The organism is Bacillus sp. cl96 (genome assembly GCF_900100505.1).
Classification (GTDB): Bacteria; Bacillota; Bacilli; order Bacillales; family Bacillaceae_G; genus Bacillus_A; species Bacillus_A cereus.
Genome location: NZ_FNDM01000003.1, coordinates 54,350 through 77,591, shown reverse-complemented (window position 1 = coordinate 77,591; position 23,242 = coordinate 54,350). Strand labels below are relative to the sequence as shown.

Here is a 23,242-nt window from a genome sequence, read left to right as displayed (position 1 = left end):
ATGATACACACGAAAGAAAAAATAAAAGTTATGCGTGCGGAAGATCTTGCTATTCAAATCGGTAAAGAAGTGCAAATGAAAGGTATGTCTATCGCCCTATTCCGCCTTTCAAATGGCGATATTCGAGCTGTAGAAAATCGTTGTCCTCATAAAAACGGACCGTTAGCAGAAGGGATTGTGTCTGGAGAATTCGTCTTTTGTCCACTGCATGATTGGAAAATCTCACTACTAACAGGTGAAGTTCAAAAACCTGATGACGGCTGTATTCAAACATACGAAGTAGAAGTTATTGACGGTGACATTTATTTATACATGTAATTTTCGAAAGGAAGCCTCCTCTGGCTTCCTTTTAAATAAAAATTGATGAGGTGCAATTATGAACGGATATGTATATTTAGTTGGTGCAGGACCAGGTGATGAAGGGCTTATTACAAAAAAAGCGATAGAGTGTTTAAAACGTGCAGATATTGTTTTATATGACCGTTTACTAAACCCTTTCTTTCTTAGCTATACAAAACAAACATGTGAACTTATGTATTGCGGAAAAATGCCAAAGAATCATATTATGCGACAAGAAATAATTAACGCACACCTTCTTCAATTTGCGAAAGAGGGCAAAATTGTTGTCCGATTAAAAGGCGGAGATCCATCTATTTTTGGCCGTGTTGGTGAAGAAGCAGAAACTTTAGCAGCAGCAAATATTCCATATGAAATTGTACCAGGCATTACATCTAGCATCGCCGCTAGTAGCTATGCAGGTATTCCCCTCACCCACCGTGACTACAGTAATAGTGTCACTTTATTAACCGGACATGCAAAAGGTCCCTTAACCGATCATGGAAAATATAATTCATCTCACAATAGCGACACGATTGCCTACTACATGGGTATAAAAAACTTACCTACAATTTGTGAAAACTTACGACAAGCAGGAAAAAAAGAAGATACGCCAGTAGCAGTCATTGAATGGGGTACAACTGGTAAACAGCGCGTTGTCACAGGGACACTGTCTACCATTGTTTCTATTGTCAAAAACGAAAATATTTCTAATCCTTCTATGACAATTGTTGGTGATGTTGTTACTTTGCGGAATCAAATCTCTTGGAAAGAACGTAAACCATTGCACGGCAAGAAAGTTTTATTTGCAGCTGCAACAAATAAAAAAAGCGCAATAAAGCAAAAGTTACAAGAGTCCGGTGCAGAAATATATCAAATTCCAACTTTCAAAAAGAAAGAATACACAGTAACCTCTGAACAAATCAATAAGATTTTTAACGTTGATCGTCTTGTATTTTGTTCCGCTGACAGTGTAGACATCTTAATGCAATCATGCAGTAAATATCATAAAGATATTCGTTCCTTACAGGCAGAACTTCAGTATATGAACCTTTCTATTCAAGAAAAGCTCATGCAATATGGATTGTTCAGTAAACCTGCGCAATTTTCTTCGAATTCAACGATTTATTTAGGACGAAACATTAACCGAATTGCTGTTATTCAAGAAAAAATTGGTGCTGGTTCCTATATGATGACTCATGAGTACACAATTGATCATCGCTTCGATGAAATTCATTCACGTATTCTTTCTGAATTCTCATGGGATAGCATTGTATTTGAAGGTCGTGCTTCTATTGATACGTTTCTAGCAGAAATAAAACGCCTTGGCTTTATCAATATTCTTACTCTCCCATTCTCGTATACCGACGTTCCAACTTTACACTATGCAAATAAAGTTGGGTTTCATAACGTAGATCATCAATTACAAGAAACTCTTATGAAGAAAGACATGGTGAGACAATGAAAGGAATTGTATATGTTGGACATGGAAGCCGGCTACAAGAAGGTAATGAACAATTCATTCAATTTATTCAATCTGTTATGAAAGAGCGAAACGAAAGAATTCAAAAAATAGCTTTTCTAGAACTAAAGACACCTACTATTTCGGATGCAGTTACAGAAACGATAATAGAGGGAGTAACTGAAATAATGATTGTACCTGTTTTATTATTTGCAGCAGCTCACTATAAACGTGATATTCCTTTGGAGATAGCGAAAATGAAAAATCAATATCCACATATCTCATTTTCAGTTGTACAACCTTTTAGTACGCATCCGCATATGGTTGAACTTGTAGTGAAAAGAATACGTGAAACTATGCCAATGCAAGGTAGTAGTGTTTTACTCGTAGGGAGAGGTAGTAGTGATTTTCAGCCGATACATGAGTTACAACAAATCGGAGCAGCTGTCGAACAAAAACTCAGTCTACCAGTATCATGCTCCTTTTTAACGAAAGGAACGCCCTCTTTTACTGCTGAGCTAAAGACTATAACATCAACTGCATCCCATGTATATGTCATGCCCTACCTTCTCTTTACCGGATTATTGCTTCAAAAAATTAAGTTGTATACAAAAAAATACGATCACGTGACGACTTGTAATTGCCTACAGTTTGATACATATATGAAATTAACATTGTTAGAACGAATGGAGGAATGCATATATGTATAACATGTACCCCCTTATGTTTAATCTGCAAAATAAAGTGGTCGTTATCATTGGTGGAGGTAAAATTGCATATCGAAAAGCGTCTGGATTAAAAGATACAGGCGCTTTCGTCACCGTTATTAGCCCCGAGATTTGCGAGGAAATGAAAGAACTTCCTTATATTACTTGGAAGCAAAAAACTTTTAGTAATGATGATATTAAAGATGCTCATCTAATTTATGCAGCTACAAATCAACATGCTGTAAATATGATGGTCAAACAGGCCGCTCATGATTTCCAGTGGGTTAACGTTGTAAGTGATGGTACAGCATCATCGTTTCACACACCTGGCGTTATACGAAATGATGAATATGTGGTCACTATTTCGACTTCAGGTAAGGACCCATCGTTTACGAAGCGTATGAAACAGGAATTAACTTCTGTCCTTCCTAAACTTATAAAAAGACTTTCTCGTACTCATAAAATGTAATCTATCACTTAGCTAAAATAGGAATTAACTGTGAACAAACGTTTTTTAGAGGCGTTTGTTCTTTTTGCTTTAGTTTCGTTTTTTAGGATCAGACAAACAATTGGACAAGAATCTGTGAAGAAAAATAACGGCAACAATTACGGACAAAAAAGCAGTTGCTTGAGAGCAACTGCTTCAATACAGGTTTTATATTGGATATTCATTCAACCAAATTAGCGCTTGTTCATAATCATCAAAAAATCTCACAGATTCTTTCGTATTAGATTGTTGTAAATAATCCATTATCTCCCCCTCTTCAAGGAGAAATGCAATTGCCTTACTGTTATTCAAAATGATTTCATTGAAGAACTTCTCTTTCCATACTTTTTGAACAGAAAAATGATTTGGCGTGTATCCTTTTCTATCCACCAACAATTTGTATTTCCGCCCTTCAGAAATGAATTGCTGACAAACCTGCTCAAAACCATTAAACCATTCATACACATCATCTGTTTTTATATTGCCAACTAGATGGGTAACAATTATATCTCCTGAAACTGTTGTGCTGATATTCTGTTTACTCAACTTGGAATCCCCCTTAGTTACAATTTTGCGGAAAAACCGCATAAAATCAATAAAGAAAAATTTCTTACTTGACACTCCCACCCCACCGCTATCAAACTAAGCTCATGTAACGTCAATTATAAGCGAAATTGTGTCTTTTTTCGCTAAGCTACTTGATTATCAGACATGGTACAATTGTAAACGATACCCAATATATCATAGACTGTTTTCTTCTCATATCTATGGGATTTCCGCCATCATTTACCGCCTCAAATCTATTCGTTTTAACACGTATATTCAAAACAAAATATATGACAAATAAATAACGACAGTTACTGTAATAATGCTGAAAAGTGTTGAAAATAAAACGATTTGTGCATGTAATTCAGGCTCTATTTGATATTCCATAGCAATGGTTGATGTATTTCTTGAAGTAGGAAAAGAACTTGCAATAAATAATGATTGTGCAACAATACCATCGATGTTTAGTATGTATATTACGGCAAGTGCTAATAATGGTCCCATCAGTAACCTTCCAATTAAAGCCCATGTTATGACTCGATGGAAAAAATTAAGCTTAATGTTGGATAATTGTGCCCCTAGCAATATGAGTGCTATTGCAACAAAACCATTCGCAAGCTGATTAAGAGGAATAAAGATAGAATTAGGTATTTGAATTGTAAAAGATTGAAAGAAAACCCCTAATACGAGTGCATGAAATACAGGCAGTCTTAGAAACGATTGAATAATACCTCCGATTGTTTTTGTTGCTGATAGTAAGTTATATATCCCATATGAATAAGTTAAAAGATTCTGGAAAATAACAATAAAAATTTGAATGGAAACCCCCACTGGATTGTGACTGAAAATCAATTGACTTACTGGTAACCCATAATTACCGGAATTCATTAACGAAATGCTATTTTTTAGAGCTGCACTTTCTCCTTTTTCTAACTTTAATATTTTTGAAATGAAATGACTTACTATGATCAGACTCAGACTATAAAGCATTAAATAGTATATTATCTGGAGCAACAAACCTGTTTCTATACGAATATCATATATATTCACAAATACAGCCGCTGGCATTAAGCAATAAGTAATAAGTGTAGATAGCTGCTTTAAGTTAAATTGGAACTTTCTTTGTAAGATTGCACCAATTAGCATCAATATTAATATCGGTAATATTACGTCTAATATAATAAATACAAACATTTAAAACCTCATTCTAAATATATTTTAGTTGGATTAAACGCTTTACTAAATGTGGACACATTTCATTCATCGGAAAACACCCTTAGTTCTCAATAATCAGAAAACTGAAATCGATAATATGAAAATGCTCATCAAAAATTCTTATTTCATTTCCCTCCCCTCTCTTTTCTTTAACATATCAAATATAACTCATAAAGAAAATTATGGATTATTTATACAAATTCATAATTTTATCTTATTGAACTAAACTGTATTCTTTAGTGTAGTACTTTTTTCACAATATCCGTTAGCCTTACCAAAAAATTTGGCCCTAAAAAAATCTGATACTGCAGTTACTATGCGAAGAATACTTACATCAATCCCATACTTGTCGCTTAAACCACCTAACACACCTGATACTTGTTTATCTTGAGTGGACTTATATTTTTTTCATCTAAACATCCCGATTCAATTAAATATTTGCATTCTAAAAATGAGTTCGATCTTTAGAATAGATTTAAGATTTCCTTCACTAATCTACCCTTTAAATGAATAACTTTTGACTTCTATATTTTAAAATAAAATTCCATAAGCCTTCTGTTTTTCATTTTAAAAACACATTCTTATAGAAAACAAGCGTTTATTGAGATATCAATAAAAACATGTTGAAGCCTATTACTAAAAGAACCATCCCAATATACTTTGGGATGGTTCTTTTTCCTTATTAATGATTCTTTAACATCACTAACAATTTCTCTTGGCTATACATCCATACTGTAATGATTAAACAAGCAAGTGCGACTTCTGATAGCGCCATAAATCCAATTGCATAATGACCTGTTAATTGGAATAGTAATGTTAAAATTAGCGGTGGGAAGAATCCTCCTAGTCCACCTAAAGCTGATACGAGACCATTTACAATACCAGCTTGTTCTGAGAAATACATTGGAACGAGTTTGAAGATTGTACCATTACCAATCCCTGCACAAAATGCTACTAGTAAGCAACCAAATGTATACACGTTCATACTTGGCATAAACGATAAAATAATACCTGAAAGTGTTAAACCGATAAATACGAAGATTAATATTTTAAATGGATTAAACTTATCACCGAGCCAACCACCAATCGGGCGCATAATTGTTGCGAGTACGATGAATCCGGCTGTCCGCATACCTGCATCTACTTTCTCTAATCCGAAGTGAGATACTAGAAAGTTTGGTAAGTATACTGTAAATGCGACAAATGATCCGAATGTTAAAAAGTAAAAGATACATAAAAACCAAAGTTTCTCATTTTTATATACACCTTTTATTTGTTCCATTAGTGGTGTATTCACTTTTTTCTCCTTACGATCACCTAATAAAAAGTTCATAAGTGCAAACGCTGCAAGTAAAACTAAATAACATTGTACTGTCGTTCTCCAGCCAACTGAAGTTGCAATGACAGGTGCTAAAAACGAAGTAATTGCTGTTCCGGCGTTACCGACACCGTAAATACCATTTACAAAACCGTGACTCTCTTTCGGAAAGTATTTTGGTAAAGAAGTTACTCCTACAGAGAATACAGCACCACCGATTCCTACAAATAATCCACCAATAATTAAATCCATCATAGAATTGGCAACACTAATATAAAAAACAGGAAATAATAATAGAATAAAACTAATAAAGAATAATTTTCTTGCTCCGAAACGATTCGTCCAATAACCAATTGGAATACGAAGAATAGAGCCTAAAATAACAGGTACTGCTGTGACCATAGAAATTTGTCCCGCAGTTAATGGAATATCCGCTTTAATATAAGGCATTAATGATGATAAAATGACCCATACCATAAAACCGATAATTAGATTAGAAGTTTGTAAACTTAATTGAAAATTAGGACTTTTCATCCTGTTCCCTCCTATGTATGCATAGTTATATTCATTCTCTCCAGCCTAATCACGTCCTAACATGATTAGGCTGAAAAGAATCAACCACCACTTACTGGCGGAATCATTGCTACGATATCGCCAGTTTGAATGATGTCATTCTCATTTGCATACTCTTCATTTATCGCGACCATAATCTCGTTTGAAATTGCTATGTTGTATTTCTTAATGAGTACTTCCTTCAGCTTCGCAACTGTAATATTTTCACAATCTATGTGCAATGACGACTTACTTACTTCTTCCTGTAAATGTGCAAATAATAGCACTTCAATCATATTCTCATCTCCTTTCTAGGCTCACCATTTGCATATGTTACCCTCTCTAACTGATCACCTATCCATGACTCACCATCTTCCCAAAACTCTTTCTTCCAAATTGGAACAATTTGTTTAATACGCTCCATAATATATTTGTTCGCCTCATAGGCAGCTTTCCGGTGTGGTGTAGAAACAGCAACGACAACAGCAAGATCAGAAATTTGTAATGTACCAATGCGATGTGTAATAGCGACATATATCCCCGGCCAATTCTCCCCTACTTCAGTGCCAATTCTCTCAAGCTGTTTCTCCGCCATTGTCTTATAAGCTACATACTCTAAACAAAGTGTACGTCGACCTTTCGTAAATTCTCTAACAGTACCAATAAAAGTAGTAACCGCACCACACTCACGACGAATTACTTTGTTTGTAACTTCTTCAATTGAAATAGGTGTATCAATTACTTCATAATACGTATGTGTCATTTTGCACCTCTTATCTTTATATAAGTTAGCAACCTATTTTTCTATTACTTGTATGATCGAAGCGGCTCTTCCCACGGCCACTCACTTCCGTTGTTTGATTCTAATAACAGTACCGAAACAGTAATTCCAGCTTTAAATCCTCTCGTTCCCCCTGGCAAAACGATAAATGCATTCGCTTCTGCAAGTGAAGAAATTGCGCTAGATTTATCTAAACCAACTGGTGTAACTTGTAATTGCCCATCTACAATTTCCACTCTCCCTCTTACAAAACGAGTAAATGGGTTTGCTTTCGGAAAGTCTTTTTGTAAAATTGCCTCTGCACGATATATGTGCGAATCTTCCCTATGCAAGTATTTTCCAATCACTGGTCTAACATATAATTCACAACCGACATAACAAGCAGAAGGATTACCAGATAGACCAAATAGTAATTTTCCTTCTACCTCAGCTACAGTTGTCACACTTCCTGGTCGCATCGCTATTTTGTCAAAAAGTACATTAGCTCGTAATCTCTCATAGATGGCAGGTAAATAGTCATAGTCTCCTACTGAAACACCACCAGTTGTAATTAATATATCAACTTCTTTTATCGCCTTTTTTACAGTGTTATAACACGTCTCAAAATCGTCAGCGAATTGCCCATAATACTGTACAATCCCCCCTGCTCGTTCAATTTGAGCAGCTATCATATAGGAGTTACTATTTCGAATCTTCCCTGGCTTTAATTTTTCATGTACTTCAAGCAGTTCGCTACCCGTCGTTACAATTCCAATCACTGGTTGTTTTATAACATATACCGTACTATAACCAAACGTAGCAAGAAGTGCTGCTACTCCAGGATTAATAACAGTCCCTTCTTTCACAAGGATAGTATTTTGTTTTACATCTTCACCTTTAAAAGAAATGTTATCACCGGCTGTGAAACAGCGTTTTAATGTCATATAAGTCTTTTCGTTTTTTTCAAATCCTTCCGTTAGTTCTAACATAACAACCGCATTACACCCTCTCGGAATTGCGGCTCCTGTCATAATACGGACAGCTTGAAATGCTTTCACTTCTTCTGTAAAAACAACCCCTGCTCCAATTTCACCAATTACTTCAAACTGAATAGGGTTACTACTACTTGCTTCTTTCGTATCTTCTGCTCGAATCGCAAACCCGTCGTACGGAGAGCGATCAAAATGCGGGACATCATGATCTGCAATAACATCTTCTCCAAGCGTTCTTCCGTAACTTTCTATAAGAGAAACCTCTTCTGTTTCACCTTGATGAGCATATTTCATTACTCGTGCAACTGCTTCTGCCACTGGAATCGGTATACGTTTTGCTAACATTCTTTTTCACCTCGTTTTAATAAGGGGGAAACTCTCTCTGTTCATCCTATATATTTTGCGTACAATCGTTTTGCTATTTTCACATCATTTGTCCCATGAATAAATGCCCTACCGTCTGTAAATAAAACGAAACGATATTCATCAATTAGAAATGATAGTAAGTACGGCGTTTTTTGGACATGTACAATTTTTTGTAATCTTTTTTGGATTTCGTTTAAATTTAGAACTCTCTTTATTCCTGAACGGATTTGAACTGTATTCCGTCCGCATAGCACCTCCGTTTTCACCTGTGATTCAAATGTTAAACTTGGGTACGTACGTGTATTTCCGCAAGATGGACATGTACTTTTTTTCTGTTTATTTACTTTTAATGAGAGAAATTGATTGTTCCAAATATCAAATGATAACATTGTTCCTCGTAGCGTCTCGAAATCATCCACCAATATTTTCATTGCTTCTGTCACTTGGTGAGCAACAACCATCTGTACAGCTGGCTGAATAATTCCCGCTGTATCACATGTTGCACCGCCCATCGGATGATCCATTAAGCAGCGAAAACATGGTGTTTTTCCTGGAAGACTTGTATACGTTACACCGTAACCTCCAACGCATCCACCGTATATCCAAGGTATATTTTCTTTTTGTGAAATATCATTTATAAGTAGGCGCGTATCGAAGTTGTCAGTGGCATCTATAATGAGATCCACTTCTTTTGTTAACTCTTCTATTTCTTGCATTGTGACATCCATTACAACTGGTACAATTTCCACTTCAGAATTAATCTTTCTTACATGTTCTGCCGCTGCAATTGCTTTTGGTTTGCATTGTTTTGCATCTTCTTCTGTATATAACTGTTGCCGTTGTAAATTACTCCATTCGACATAGTCACGATCGGCAATTGTCAATTTCCCAATTCCCATCCTAGCGAGTGCTTCTGCATTCGCAGCCCCTAGTGCACCCGCACCGATTAGGAGCACATGCTTTTCTCTTATTTTTCTTTGTCCCATTTCACCAATTCCAGAAAACAACACTTGTCTTGAATAACGCTCTTGCATAAGAAATCCTCCTTTCACTATCCACCAATGTAAGACATTTCAACTTTTGGACGTTTACTTGCACTCTCAACCGTTCTTTCATCTGAATATCGATCTGTTCTATATCGCCATGTATGTTGTAAAATTTTTAATAGTGAGGCATCAGAAATATTTTCTCGAAGAAGCGTTCGCAAATCCGTTCCTTTTTCTCCAAATAGGCACGTAAAAAACTTACCATCTGCCGAAATACGTGCTCTCGTACAAGAAGAACAAAATGACTCAGAAACAGAAGTAATAAATCCCACTTCTGCATTACTCCCTACATATCGATACAATTTCGCAACCTCTCCAAAGTAACGAGGCTGAGCGGGCTCAATTGGATATACACGATTAATTTTCTCTATTAATTGTTCCTTCGTAACGACTTGCTCAAAGTTCCATCCGTTCGTACTGCCTACATCCATAAACTCAATGAAACGTAACTGTATTTCTTGTTCTTTAAAATAACGAACCATAGGAAGAATTTGACTATCATTCATCCCTTTTTTTACGACCATATTTACCTTTACTTCTAATCCAGCTTCCTTCGCTGCTTCAATTCCTTTCAGTACAGGTTTCGTACTTACATTTCTTCCATTAATTTTTTGGAAGACATGATCCTCTATTGCATCTAAACTAATATTCACACGCTTTAATCCTGCTTCTTTTAGCGCCTTAGCTTGTTTTGCTAAATGAATTCCGTTTGTTGTGAGTCCAATATCTTGTAAGCCTTCTAGATTTGTAAGTCTTGCAATTAACGTCGATAAGTCTTTACGCAATAAAGGTTCACCGCCAGTAAGCCTAATTTTATTAACTCCCATACTTATAAATAATCTCGCTAACCTTTCTATTTCATCGAACGTTAATAAAAGCTCTTCCTTTAAAAAAGCGTAATCAGGTCCGAACACTTCAGCAGGCATACAGTATGTACACCTAAAATTACAACGATCAATAACTGAAATACGTAAATCTTGAAGTGGCCGCTTTAAAGAATCTTTTATGTTCTCGTGCATCTCTATCCCTTCTTTTCTGCTGCAATCCTTAGTAAGCTTTCATTTTTTTATTTGCCTTTATTATAAAAAAGAAGCTACATATTCAATGTGACTTTTCTCACATCACTTTCCCCATTCAAAAACTTTTCACAAATCCGTTCGTATTTTGTTCACATCTTCAGGCCATACTCTTTACGGTCATTGAAATTTTACATTATTTTTAAAATAGCTCTTGCATTTTCATCATATTTACACTCAAAATAGGAAATGTATTGCTTATAAGAAGAAAGGTGATTGCTGTGGCAAACAGTATGACATTATCTCAAGATTTAAAAGAATTACTTGCATCTGTTGAATATAAAATGCAAATTAAAAAAGGTAGTTTTATTTTTCAGGAAGGTATGGAGGCAACCGAACTCTATATCATCCACTCAGGAAAAGTACAAATTAGTAAACTTAGTGCTGACGGACAAGAACTAACACTTCGAATTTGTTCGGCATACGACATTATTGGAGAATTAACATTGTTCACGGATAATGCGAAGTATTTATTAAATTCAAAATGCCTTGAAGATGTTGAAGTAGGCGTTATAAAGCGTGAAGCGTTAGAAAAAGAATTACTCCAAAAACCAGCTCTTGTATTTGAATTTATGAAATGGATTAGTGAACATTTAAGAAGAATGCAAACGAAGTTCCGAGATTTAGTATTACACGGCAAAAAAGGTGCCCTGTATTCTACCCTTATACGAATGACAAATAGTTACGGTATATTAAAAGAAAATGGGATTCTCATCGATTTACCATTAACAAATCAAGAACTTGCTAATTTCTGTGCAACTTCACGTGAAAGTGTAAATCGAATGTTAAATGAATTAAAAAAGCAAAGTACAATTTCAATTCATAAAGGAAAGATTACAATCCACGATTTACAATTTTTAAAATGTGAAATTGCTTGTGAAGATTGCTCTGCTTCTGTTTGTAGCATTGATTAGCGTCTTATTTAGATACTTATACCTACAAAGAAAGCCGAGGTCTCCAATTAGATCTCGGCTTTCTTTATAAATTACGAAACATATAAAACTAAATTATTTTTTCAGCTCATTAGGAATACGTCTTCTGTAAATTACATAGCTACGGCTTATATATTTAATTGGGGCACTAAATACGTGTACCAGTCTAGTAAATGGCCATACTGCGAAAAGCCCCATTCCCGCAAGAATATGAATTTTAAACCATACTGGTACTTCCATCATATATTCAACTTTCGGTTGGAAAATAAAGAGACTTCGGAACCAAGGGCCAATTGTTGTACGATAATCAAATCCTTTTGAATCGATATTTAAAAATGTTGAAGAAAGTCCTGCTAGCATTACGATAAGTAATAAAATAAGCGCAATATAATCTCCCTTTGTACTCGTTGCAATGATACGTTTTACAGTTACGCGGCGGTACGTTAATATAATTAAACCGATGATAGAAGCAACACCTGCCGGAAGACCAAAACTAATTGCTACTACATGATACATATGCTCAGAAATACCTATTGAACGGTATACAGCTTCTGGAATTAAAATCCCCATAACATGACCGCCAATTACGAACATAATCCCAAAGTGGAATAATAGACTTCCGATTCGGAGCATTTTCTTTTCTAATAGTTCACTAGATTTTGATGTCCATCCAAATTGATCATAGTTGTATCTAAAAATATGTCCACCGATAAAGATTGCAAAAATGATATAGGGAAACAATACCCATAGAAATTGATCCATCATTTTAACAACTCTCCTTTCTAATTTGTCTGTACACCCCATGTATCGATAGCGAGTAGAACAGCCGCAAGAATTGGTTCATACATACTACCTGCTTCTTTTAACTGAACGTGTAATGCTTGTATGTTCTCCTTGTATTTACTCATAATTGGTTCACTGTCTTGCTCATTTGCATTTGCAAAAAACTCAAGCAATAGCGGTAAATAATCAGGTAATTCTTTATCTGTTACTTCAAAACCTGATTTTTTATAATGCTGTTTTAACTCCAGTAATTCAATACCTCTTTCTCTTTGTTCACCAGTGTTCATATAAGTAAGATACATATTTGTTTTCTTACCAAAATCGAATGTATATACGTAACTATCAATCAATTGATCATTCGTTTTATTTAGCGCTTGTTTTATAAATGTTGCAAGTGAAGCTTTAACATCGTCCTGTTCAATCGCTTCAATCTCTTCTAGTAATTCAGTTAAAGTTTCTCTCCACCCGATTTCTGGGTAGGAGAGAAGAAATGAAGAACATGAAAAAGCAGTTTGTAAACTTTGTTTCATATTTTTCCGCCCCCATTATTTAAGAAATTGTCATACAAGAGCCTGGACCACCTGCGAATGCTAAACCACAGCTTCCTTGTTCACTATATAAATCTGCAACTTGTTCTCTGTGAGATGTCGGGATAACAAAACGATCTTTATATTTTGCGATAGCAAGAAGACGATACATATCTTCTACATCCTGTTTCGTTAAGCCAAGTTCTTTTAATACAGCTTCATTTGGTTCTTTATTAATTTGCATTGCTCTCATATGCGTTCGCATAACAGCCATTTTTTTCAATGTAAGACGAATATGTGATTCATCTCCTGCAGTGAGTAAATTCGCTAAATATTGAATTGGAATACGCATATTATCAATAGCAGGGAAAATCTCTTCTGCTTGCCAGTTACTACCTTTTCCCTCCACCATATTCATAATTGGGCTAAGCGGCGGAATATACCAAACCATTGGCATTGTACGATACTCTGGGTGAAGAGGTAGAGCAATTTTCCAATCGATAATCATTTTATAGATTGGTGACTGTTGTGCCGCTTTAATCCATTCTTCAGGAATGCCTTGTTTTTTCGCTTCAGCTGCCACTTCTGGATCATTTGGATCTAGGAAAACAGTAAGCTGAGATTCATATAAATCTTTTTCGTCTTCAACAGACGCTGCTTCTTTTACTTTATCAGCGTCATATAGCATTACCCCAATATATCTGATACGTCCTACACATGTTTCTGAACAAATTGTTGGCATACCAGCCTCAATACGTGGGAAACACATTGTACATTTTTCAGCTTTATTCGTTTGCCAGTTAAAATACACTTTTTTATATGGACAAGATGATACGCAGAATCTCCAAGCACGACATGCATTTTGATCCACAAGTACAATCCCGTCTTCTTCACGTTTATACATTGCACCAGATGGACAAGATGATACGCACGATGGATTCATACAATGTTCGCATATGCGTGGTAAATACATCATAAAGACGTTTTCAAAATCTGTTTTAATTTCTTCTTCCATTTTCTTTACATTCGGATCTTGTAATCCTGTTATATGTCCGCCTGCTAAATCGTCCTCCCAGTTTGGACCCCATTCAATTTTGTCGATAAATTCGCCTGTAATTGCTGATTTCGGATGAGCAACTGGTTGATGCTTACGCTGCGGGCTATTTGTTAATGTTTCATAATCATAATTCCAAGGTTCAAAGTAATCATCAATTGTTGGTTGATCTGGATTGTGGAAAATGTTCATAAGACGTTTCATTTTCGAACCAGATTTCAGCTGAATTTCACCATTTTTCAATTCCCAGCCGCCTTTATATTTCTCCTGATCTTCCCATTGCTTCGGATAACCAATGCCAGGTTTCGTTTCTACGTTATTGAAATACATATATTCAGCACCTGGACGATTTGTCCAGGTGTTTTTGCACGTTACGCTACAAGTATGGCAACCGATGCATTTATCTAGGTTCATAACCATTCCGACTTGTGCTTTAATCTTCAAGCCAATCTACCTCCTTCAGTTTGCGAATTACAACGTTTAAATCGCGCTGGTTCCCAGTCGGACCATAATAGTTAAATCCATAACTTAATTGACCGTATCCACCAATCATATGTGTTGGTTTAACGTGAATTCGAGTTGGACTATTATGCGTTCCCCCCCGGTTACTTGTTAATTTCGTACCAGGTACGTTAATATGACGATCTTGCGCATGGTGCATAAACGCCATTCCTCTCGGTATACGATGCGTTACAACAGCACGCGCTACAACAACACCGTTACGATTAAAGCACTCAATCCAATCATTATCTGCAACACCCGCTTCAGCAGCGTCCTCTTTATTCATCCAAACAGTTGGACCACCTCTAAATAGCGTTAACATCGGTAATGAATCGAAGTACATACTATGAATCGACCACTTATTATGCGGTGTTAAATAGTTTAGTGTAATCTCTTTCCCTTCTACTTCGGGCCGTGATTTACGGAACGGTTTATGTTGCAGAATTGGTTTAAATGTTGCCATCGTTTCACCAAATTCTTTCATCATGTCATGGTCTAAGTAGAAAGATTGTCGACCAGTTATCGTTCTCCAAGGGATAAGACGTTCCACATTTGTTGTAAACGGTGAGTAACGGCGTCCACCTTTTTCTGAACCTGTAAATGCTGGAGAAGTAATTACTGTTTTCGGCTGTGCTGTAATTTGTTCGAATGTGAAGCATTCCTCTTCACGTTCTTCTGCTAAATCACGTAATTTTAGATCTGTTTGTTTTTCAAGTGCTTCCCATGCTTTTACTGCCATATGACCGTTTGTTGTAGAAGATAGTGTTAGTACCGCTTCAGCAGCATTGATTGCTTCTTTGATGTCTGGGCAACCTTTCGCGATAGAATCCGTTCGAACAACTCCTAATTTGCTCTTTAATTGCTCATATTCTTTTTCCGCAGACCAAGAAATCCCTTTCGTACCAATCGGTTGTTTTCCGACATTCGGTCCAAGCGCAGTCATTTTGTCATAAATCGTTTTATAATCTCTTTCGACAACATGAATTTGTGGCATCGTTTTACCCGGGATTGGTTCACATTCACCTTTACTCCAATCTTTAATCTTGCCAAGTGGTTGCGCTAATTCTTGCGGTGTATCATGAAGAAGTGGTGTTGCAACAACTTCTTTCATTGGTTCAAGATCAATTTTCTTCGCTAAATCTGACACAGCTTTAGAAAGTGAAGTGAAAATGTCCCAATCAGAGCGTGCTTCCCACGGTGAACCGATTGCTGGATTAAAAGGATGCACAAATGGATGCATATCTGTACTACTTAAATCATGTTTTTCGTACCAAGTTGAAGCTGGTAATACGATATCAGAATACAGTGCTGTTCCAGCCATACGGAAATCTAAATTAATAAGTAAATCAAGCTTCCCTTCTGGTGCTTCTTCATGCCACTTAATTTCTTCTGGTCGTAATGAATCACTATCGTCATTCATTAATCCGTTTGTTGTACCTAGTAAATGTTTTAAGAAATATTCGTGCCCTTTACCGGAACTTGAAATTAAGTTCGCACGCCATACGAATAAGTTGCGCGGGAAGTTATTTTTGTTATCTGGATCTTCAATCGCAAATTTCAGTTCTTTTTCTTTTAGTTTTTGTGCAACGTATTTTCCGATTTCTTCTTGTGTTGTTGCACCAGCAGCAACAGCTTCTTTATATAGTTCAATTCCATTTTTCTCGAATGTTGGATAAGAAGGTAACCAGCCGAGTCGTGCTGCTAATACATTGTAATCACCGTGATGTTGATAACGTGAGTTACCTTCAATTGGTGATGCTAAATGTCCAACAGGTGTATCTTCATAGCGCCATTGATCTGTTACGAAATAGAAGAAAGACGTACCATTTTGTAATTTCGGTGGCCCTTGCCAATCTTTTGCCATCGCGATTGTTTGCCATCCTTCTGCTGGTCGTAATTTTTCTTGACCAACGTAATGCGCCCAACCACCGCCGTTTACTCCTTGTGCTCCGACGAGAAGTACAAGATTTAAAACTGCGCGATAAATCGTATCAGAGTTAAACCAATGGTTAATACCAGCTCCGACAATAATCATTGAGCGACCGTTCGTATCCACAGCATTTTGTGCGAACTCACGAGCGATTTGAATAATAAGCTCACGTTTTACTCCTGTCATTTTCTCTTGCCATGCAGGTGTAAACGGAACGTCATCATTGAAGTCTTTCGGTTCTTGTCCGCCAAGCCCTCTGTTCACACCGTAATTTGCTAACGTTAAGTCGTATACAGTTGTAACGAACACTTCGCCTTCTTCTGTCATAACCTTTTTCACTGGATTTGTACGTTCTAGTACTTTGTTTCCATCATCAGAGAAGTACGGAATTTGTACAGTTCCAATCGATTCTTCCATTCCAAGTAAAGAAAGACGTGGATCAATCTTTTCACCTGTTTCTTCATCTTCTAAACGCAAGTTCCATTTCTTTTCGTTATCCCAACGTGAGCCCATTGTGCCATGAGGTGTTGCAAAATCATTCGTGTTCTCGTTCCAAAGAACAGGTTTCCATTCTCCTAACTTCGTTTCGCGTCCAATATCAGCAGCGTTTAAGAAACGATCAGCAACGAATTGATCTCCTTTTTGTTTCAATGTGACAAAGAAAGGAAAATCAGTATATTGCTTCGCATACTTTGTGAAATATTCCACTTGATTATCTACGTAAAATTCTTGTAAGATCACATGCCCCATTGCCATCGCAAGTGCACCATCTGTACCTTGTTTCACACTAATCCAATCATCCGCAAACTTTGTAGATTCAGCGAAGTCAGGACTGACAGAAACGACTTTCGTTCCTTTATATCGAACCTCTGCTAAAAAGTGAGCATCTGGTGTTCTCGTCATCGGTACATTTGAACCCCATGTCATAATGTAACCAGAGTTATACCAGTCACTACTTTCTGGTACATCTGTTTGATCGCCCCAAATTTGCGGAGAAGCTGGTGGTAAATCTGCGTACCAATCATAAAAACTAAGCATTGGTCCACCCATAAGTTGCATAAAGCGGCTACCTGCAGCATGACTTAACATCGACATAGCTGGAATTGGTGAAAAGCCAACATTTCGATCTGGCCCGTATTTAATTACTGTATAAAGTAGAGAAGCTGAAACGAGTTGTAATACTTCATCCCAATTCGCACGAATAAATCCACCTTTACCACGCGCCTGCTTATACTTACATGCTTTTTCAGGGTTTTCCACAATACTTTTCCAAGCATCTAGTGGTGACTCGTTATTTTTTAGTTCCTCTTGCCACATACTCCATAGAACACCACGTACATACGGATATTTCACACGAAGTGGACTATAGATATACCAAGAAAAACTTGCTCCACGTGGACATCCTCGTGGTTCAAAATCTGGCATATCAGGACCTGTCGTTGGATAATTAAGCTCCTGCCCTTCCCAAGTTACAATTCCATCTTTCACATATATATTCCAACTGCATGAACCAGTACAGTTCACACCGTGTGTAGAGCGGATTACTTTATCATGTTGCCATCTCTTTCTGTACACATTTTCCCATTCGCGATCTTCATATGTTTCTTGTGTATGATTATCGTTATATCGATCTATTGGTGAAAAATATTTTAAACGTCTCATTAGTGCTGAAGGTTTTTTCTTCATACTGTTCACTCCTTTAATACGTCTCTCTTACATACCCTTACTATAAGAGAAGTTGTAAAATGCAGATGTGACATTTCGCACAGTTCAAGAGATTGTCAAAAATTCAGTAGAAAATAAGTTTGTGAGAAAATCTTGTGTTCCGTTGTGAAGATTATGGTTAATCTTAATTATTAGGAGAATGGTATTTTGAGGTATCGACTATTTTGCAAAAGAAAAAGAGTTTTGATATTATTTCAAAACTGCCATAAGGAAAAGAGTATAAATTGTATGTAAAAATATTTTTCCCAATGTTATTATTTTATATCGAGTCTTATTTTACATAAAACTACAAATCATTATTTACTGTATTGCCCTTAGTTACGGAAACAATTATACTAGATGTAATTGAAATAAATATTCTGAATATTCTCAGAATTTAAGTTAGACCTTTACTATCTACATATAGAATTAGAAATATGTCCACTAAATTGATTAGAAAACGATAATAACATTAGGAGGATTACGATGCCCCAGCTTGATTCATTACATCCCACTGTAGAAAAAATAATCAATAATATTGAAAAAATAATGGTCGGAAAACGAAAAGAAACAATCTTAGCTTTGACAGCTCTCTTAGCTGAAGGTCATGTGCTATTAGAAGATGTTCCTGGTGTCGGGAAAACAATGCTAGTACGTGCTCTTTCTAAATCCATTGATGCTGATTATAAGCGAATTCAATTTACACCTGATTTATTGCCGTCAGATGTAACAGGAGTTTCTATTTATAATCCGAAAGAGCTCCAATTTGAGTTCAAGCCTGGACCAATTATGGGGAATTTTGTACTTGCTGATGAAATTAATCGTACATCTCCAAAGACACAATCTGCTTTACTTGAATGTATGGAAGAAGGCAATATTACAATAGATGGCATTACAAGACCTTTACCAAAACCGTTCTTTGTCATGGCTACACAAAATCCGGTCGAATATGAAGGAACATATTCTCTACCAGAAGCTCAGCTCGATCGTTTCTTATTGAAACTAAAAATGGGATATCCTACACCAGAGGAAGAATTTGAAATTTTAAACCGGATGGAAAAAACAAATCCACTCTCTCAATTACAAACCATTACTACAATACAAGAATTACTTTATTTACAACAAAGCGTACGGGTAGTAAGTATGGACAAAGCAATTAAGCATTACATTGTAAAGCTTGTTAATCAGACTCGTACGTACAGTTCTATACAGTTAGGTGCAAGTCCACGTGGCTCGATTGCTTTAATGAAAGCTTCACAAGCTTATGCATTTATCCATGGCAGGAATTATGTTATTCCAGACGATGTTAAATTTTTAGCTCCTTACGTTTTAGCACATAGACTCATTCTAAAAATGGAAGCAAAATTTGAAGGAATAACTGGCGAACAAGTTATCGCAAAAATCGTTGCACGAACTACCGTGCCTACTCAAAGGACGATGAACCCTTGATGAAACGAATGCTGCGAGCGCTATATCACATTATGAAGTTATTGCTACTCCCTTTATGCCTAGTCTTAGCATTTATGTACGCTATGTTTCAAGGCGGGTTTGTCAGTTGGTTTTTGTTTTACAGCATAATTCCCATTGCTCTTTATTCGCTACTACTCCCCTTCTACGCTTTACGGGACGCTGAAGTAAAGCGAATAACAAACCAGAATGGATATGTAGTAGGAGAACAATTTGTAAGCACGATTACAATAAAAAGAAAATTTCCTTTTCCCTTACTTTATTTAATTATAGAAGATGAACTGCCACCACAATTTATAAGTTGTAAACAAACAAAGATGAATAAGGTAGTACTCTTCCCAGGATTGAAACGAAATATTTCGTTTCAATATGTTATTGACACAATCCCTAGAGGCGAGCACACTTTTTCAAGCGTTCGTGTCAAAACCGGCGATTTATTCGGCATGATAGAGAAAGAAGTAACTTTTTCAGTTCCAGATACATTTTTAGTCTATCCCCAGTATGTAGATATAGTATATCGACAATTGGAAAATCATTTCGAACAAGGAGCGCTTTCAGCAAATATAAATTCAGCAAAAGACTCTACAATCTCTGTCGGTGTCAGAGACTATAAACCTGGTGATCGCTTTTCATGGATTGATTGGAAAGCAACTGCACGAACAAACAATATTATGACAAAAGAGTTTGAACAGCAGCGCAGCCATAATGTCATGATATTCATAGACAGAACCGAGTCTCCTCTATTCGAATCAGTCGTCACATTTACCGCCTCTATCGTAAGGGCTGTCTTGAAACAAAATTCACCAGCATCATTCGTGTCTATTGGAAAAGAACAAACTATCTTCCCTTTAGACAATGGAGATACGCAGTTACAACAAATCCTTTGTCATTTAGCAAAAGTGCAAGCAGACAGTGTATTCCCGCTCTCCCAGAGTGTAGACATGGAACTAAGAAAAATTTATGAGCCCGTCACGGTTATACTCGTGACCAGTAATCTTTCTCCCGATATTCAAAAGGCGGCTGATTGTGCTGCTATAAAAAATAGAAAATGTATGGTTTTTGTCGTGAAAGAAAAAGCGAATCAACTTTCACACCGAGAAATCAGTATAATAGAAACTCTAAAAAAACGACAAATATTTGTAAACACGGTTTATGAAAACCGGTATACAAACGTGTTTTTTGAGGTGAGCAAATGATAACATTACAAACAAAATACAAGTGGGATACGAACAGATTCTTTATGCATGCATGTGTATTTCTTCTTTTACTAGAATGGCTAAGACCTCTTATAGGCATTACAAATGTAGGTAGATTAGATATTTTCGTAACATTTATAGGAATTTGCTTCGCTCTCTCTTTTTTTCAGACGAGGTGGCAGATTCCAATAAAAATTGTCACAGTCCTATTTATCATTCATTCCCTATATTATAAAAATGCTTTTATAAATCCATCTTGGCTAACAACATTCTTTTCTGATATGTCTCGAAATTCCTCCCTATTTTTCCAAGGGAATTTACTAGATATTTCTCCAGTTTTTCCGACAGTTTTATTTTTTCTCTCATTTTGGTTTTTGAGTTCTTTCACTTCATTTTGGATTATTCATAAAAAACGTGGGTTTCTATTTCTTGTATTGACTATTATTTATATCGCAACTTTTCATAACTTACATTTATACAATGCAAACTACGCTATTATTCGAACTGTTGTCATCGGATTTTTTATGCTTAGTCTTCTTCAAGTAGAACGAATAAAAGAGCGTGAACACTTACAAAATTATGCTAGGGAAATCTCAAAATTACTTAGACCACTTACAATATTTATTGTATTATTAGTAACCATCGCATACTTTGCTCCAAAATTTGGCCCTCAATGGCCAAACCCAATGGATTTTTTAAAATTCAACACATCTGAAGCAAGTAAAGAACAAAAAGTTTCTACAATTGGGTATGGTTTAGATGACTCGCGATTAGGTGGTCCTTTTAAGGCGGATCCTACAATTGTTTTCACAGCACGAACGCAAAACAAACACTATTGGAGAGTAGAAACAAAAGATTTCTATACAGGAAAAGGCTGGGGAATTTCTGAAAATCCGAAAAAGATTTCTTTTAAAAATAAAAACGACGTCGTAAGCTGGTACGAACAAAATACAAAAACGGAAACGACTGAGGCAACAATTACCATGCAAAAAAGTTACCCTCACCTTACCTATCCAGCAGGATTAGTATCAGTTGAGGCTTCTTCTGATGTATCATACAGTGTTGACCCGTTTTCAGAAAAAATTTATACAATGAATGAAGACTCTTCTACTACTTTACATTCGTATAAAGTAACATATGAGATCCCTGAGTTTTCCATAGAAAACTTGAAAGCTGTAAAAACAAATGAAGATCAAGAAACAAACCCTTATTTTATGACAAAGTACACACAACTTCCCGAGTCATTACCACAGCGTGTAAAAGACTTGGCTGTCAATCTTACAAATGATAAAGACAACCGATATGATAAAGTATTAGCTATTGAAAATTACTTCACAGACAACTCTTTTACATACGAATCAACGAATGTCTTATTCCCTGCCAAAAGCCAAGATTATGTAGATCAATTCCTTTTCGATACAAAAAGCGGCTACTGTAATAATTTTTCGACGTCTATGATTGTACTACTTCGTTCTGCCGGGATTCCTGCTCGCTGGGTAAAAGGCTATACAGAAGGAACTCTTGACAATACACTTGCCTCTGCAGAAGGTGCGGATGTTTATACAATCACGAACGATAACGCACACTCTTGGGTCGAAGTATATTTCCCAGGATACGGATGGATTCCATTCGAACCAACAAAAGGATTTACCAATCCCTATAATTTTATAAATAATACGCCTGCTCCTATTTCACAAAATAGCGAAGCAAATAATTCTAATAACGAGCAAATACAACAACGAAATAATGAAGCAAAACTTAAAAGTTTAATAGAAAATACAGAAGAAGCTTCTACTAAAAAGGTCACAAATTCTAAAACTAGTTTTTCTTGGTGGTACGTATTCCTCTCTACGATACTAATTAGTATTATAGGATACATTCTCTTCACCACTAGAATGAACTGGATGACATTTCTTATTATTCATTTCTATAAATACCGAAAAAATGATGCTGTTTATCAAAAAGCTTACGGTGCACTTTTAAAACAATTTGCGAGAATTGGCATACCACGGAGTGAAAGTCAAACATTCCGAGAATACGCTCTCCATATCGATACACTTTACAACTCGGCCGATATGCAACAACTTACTGCCAGTTATGAGAACGCTATGTATAAACAGGAGCAGGCTGCAGAAGAATGGAAGAAATCTGTACACTTATGGGAAGTGCTTATGAAAAAAGCAGCTTCTCTACCTAAATCAGATGGCTTTGATACAGTTATTTAATCTTGAAAATGTGAGTTTAAAGAAAACGTCTCAAAGAACTACATTGTTCTTTGAGACGTT

Annotated in this window: 20 protein-coding genes and 1 pseudogene; 8 read left to right on the top strand and 13 right to left on the bottom strand. The window is 36.2% G+C overall.

The features are described from left to right. Genes nirD through BLT20_RS08005 form a run of 4 tightly spaced genes read left to right on the top strand, consistent with a single transcriptional unit; the run spans position 1 to position 2,974 of the window. The gene (gene nirD / locus BLT20_RS08020; protein WP_000581982.1) at positions 1-318 is read left to right on the top strand and encodes a nitrite reductase small subunit NirD; all 318 of its coding nucleotides are present in this window, start codon (positions 1-3) and stop codon (positions 316-318) included. A gap of 58 nt (positions 319-376) precedes the next feature. After that, positions 377-1,801, top strand: coding sequence for a uroporphyrin-III C-methyltransferase (locus BLT20_RS08015; protein ID WP_001014946.1), 1,425 nt, complete (start codon positions 377-379; stop codon positions 1,799-1,801). Then, positions 1,798-2,508 (top strand): sirohydrochlorin chelatase, encoded by a 711-nt coding sequence (locus tag BLT20_RS08010; RefSeq protein WP_000676468.1) that lies wholly within the window; start codon positions 1,798-1,800, stop codon positions 2,506-2,508. Before BLT20_RS08015 ends, BLT20_RS08010 begins: the two co-directional genes overlap by 4 nt. Beyond that, entirely contained in the window at positions 2,501-2,974 is a 474-nt protein-coding gene (locus tag BLT20_RS08005; RefSeq protein WP_000282590.1) for a precorrin-2 dehydrogenase, read from the top strand. Before BLT20_RS08010 ends, BLT20_RS08005 begins: the two co-directional genes overlap by 8 nt. A gap of 186 nt (positions 2,975-3,160) precedes the next feature. Here BLT20_RS08005 and BLT20_RS07995 read toward each other — a convergent pair whose 3' ends face one another. The 9 genes and pseudogenes from BLT20_RS07995 to moaA form a co-directional block, all read right to left on the bottom strand. Further along, the gene (locus BLT20_RS07995; RefSeq protein WP_073339619.1) at positions 3,161-3,580 is read right to left on the bottom strand and encodes an STAS/SEC14 domain-containing protein; all 420 of its coding nucleotides are present in this window, start codon (positions 3,578-3,580) and stop codon (positions 3,161-3,163) included. A 234-nt stretch (positions 3,581-3,814) separates the two neighbouring features. Next, positions 3,815-4,732 (bottom strand): AEC family transporter, encoded by a 918-nt coding sequence (locus BLT20_RS07990; RefSeq protein ID WP_000497498.1) that lies wholly within the window; start codon positions 4,730-4,732, stop codon positions 3,815-3,817. 300 nt (positions 4,733-5,032) lie between these two features. Continuing rightward, positions 5,033-5,161: pseudogene (locus BLT20_RS30975) on the bottom strand (PspC domain-containing protein); the annotation flags it as partial. A 274-nt stretch (positions 5,162-5,435) separates the two neighbouring features. After that, positions 5,436-6,605, bottom strand: coding sequence for a nitrate transporter NarK (narK, locus tag BLT20_RS07980; RefSeq protein WP_000841841.1), 1,170 nt, complete (start codon positions 6,603-6,605; stop codon positions 5,436-5,438). 80 nt (positions 6,606-6,685) lie between these two features. Then, entirely contained in the window at positions 6,686-6,919 is a 234-nt protein-coding gene (gene moaD / locus BLT20_RS07975) for a molybdopterin converting factor subunit 1 (protein ID WP_000573688.1), read from the bottom strand. Beyond that, positions 6,916-7,386, bottom strand: a complete 471-nt coding sequence (gene moaE, locus BLT20_RS07970) for a molybdopterin synthase catalytic subunit MoaE (protein WP_000149963.1) — start codon at positions 7,384-7,386, stop codon at positions 6,916-6,918. Before moaE ends, moaD begins: the two co-directional genes overlap by 4 nt. Positions 7,387-7,430: 44 nt before the next feature. Beyond that, positions 7,431-8,720, bottom strand: coding sequence for a molybdopterin molybdotransferase MoeA (gene glp, locus BLT20_RS07965; RefSeq protein ID WP_000880213.1), 1,290 nt, complete (start codon positions 8,718-8,720; stop codon positions 7,431-7,433). A 41-nt stretch (positions 8,721-8,761) separates the two neighbouring features. After that, on the bottom strand, positions 8,762-9,775 hold the full coding sequence (locus tag BLT20_RS07960) for a molybdopterin-synthase adenylyltransferase MoeB (protein WP_001158123.1): 1,014 nt from the start codon (positions 9,773-9,775) through the stop codon (positions 8,762-8,764). Between the two features lie 17 nt (positions 9,776-9,792). Beyond that, positions 9,793-10,806: a GTP 3',8-cyclase MoaA gene (gene moaA / locus BLT20_RS07955; RefSeq protein ID WP_000545004.1), complete on the bottom strand. Its 1,014-nt coding sequence runs from the start codon at positions 10,804-10,806 to the stop codon at positions 9,793-9,795. 278 nt (positions 10,807-11,084) lie between these two features. Between moaA and BLT20_RS07950 the strand changes: the two genes are divergently transcribed. Continuing rightward, positions 11,085-11,777 carry a Crp/Fnr family transcriptional regulator gene (locus tag BLT20_RS07950; protein ID WP_000013858.1) on the top strand — a complete coding sequence of 231 codons (693 nt, stop codon included), beginning with the start codon at positions 11,085-11,087 and terminating at the stop codon, positions 11,775-11,777. 93 nt (positions 11,778-11,870) lie between these two features. Here the strand turns inward: BLT20_RS07950 and narI are convergent, their stop codons facing one another. From narI to BLT20_RS07930, 4 genes are read right to left on the bottom strand one after another with little or no spacing between them, the layout of a single operon-like run. Then, a complete protein-coding gene (narI, locus tag BLT20_RS07945; protein WP_000969212.1) occupies positions 11,871-12,560 on the bottom strand; it encodes a respiratory nitrate reductase subunit gamma in 690 nt (229 codons plus the stop codon). Between the two features lie 17 nt (positions 12,561-12,577). After that, on the bottom strand, positions 12,578-13,108 hold the full coding sequence (gene narJ / locus BLT20_RS07940; RefSeq protein ID WP_000814212.1) for a nitrate reductase molybdenum cofactor assembly chaperone: 531 nt from the start codon (positions 13,106-13,108) through the stop codon (positions 12,578-12,580). A 19-nt stretch (positions 13,109-13,127) separates the two neighbouring features. Next, the gene (gene narH / locus BLT20_RS07935; RefSeq protein ID WP_073339418.1) at positions 13,128-14,603 is read right to left on the bottom strand and encodes a nitrate reductase subunit beta; all 1,476 of its coding nucleotides are present in this window, start codon (positions 14,601-14,603) and stop codon (positions 13,128-13,130) included. Beyond that, positions 14,593-18,276, bottom strand: a complete 3,684-nt coding sequence (locus tag BLT20_RS07930; RefSeq protein ID WP_073339415.1) for a nitrate reductase subunit alpha — start codon at positions 18,274-18,276, stop codon at positions 14,593-14,595. Before BLT20_RS07930 ends, narH begins: the two co-directional genes overlap by 11 nt. Before the next feature lie 504 nt (positions 18,277-18,780). Between BLT20_RS07930 and BLT20_RS07925 the strand changes: the two genes are divergently transcribed. From BLT20_RS07925 to BLT20_RS07915, 3 genes are read left to right on the top strand one after another with little or no spacing between them, the layout of a single operon-like run. Further along, a complete protein-coding gene (locus BLT20_RS07925; protein WP_001135810.1) occupies positions 18,781-19,743 on the top strand; it encodes an AAA family ATPase in 963 nt (320 codons plus the stop codon). Then, on the top strand, positions 19,743-20,957 hold the full coding sequence (locus tag BLT20_RS07920; protein ID WP_000827531.1) for a DUF58 domain-containing protein: 1,215 nt from the start codon (positions 19,743-19,745) through the stop codon (positions 20,955-20,957). Before BLT20_RS07925 ends, BLT20_RS07920 begins: the two co-directional genes overlap by 1 nt. Next, positions 20,954-23,182 carry a transglutaminase TgpA family protein gene (locus BLT20_RS07915; RefSeq protein ID WP_000631798.1) on the top strand — a complete coding sequence of 743 codons (2,229 nt, stop codon included), beginning with the start codon at positions 20,954-20,956 and terminating at the stop codon, positions 23,180-23,182. The genes BLT20_RS07920 and BLT20_RS07915 overlap by 4 nt, the downstream gene beginning before the upstream one ends. Positions 23,183-23,242: the final 60 nt, after the last annotated feature.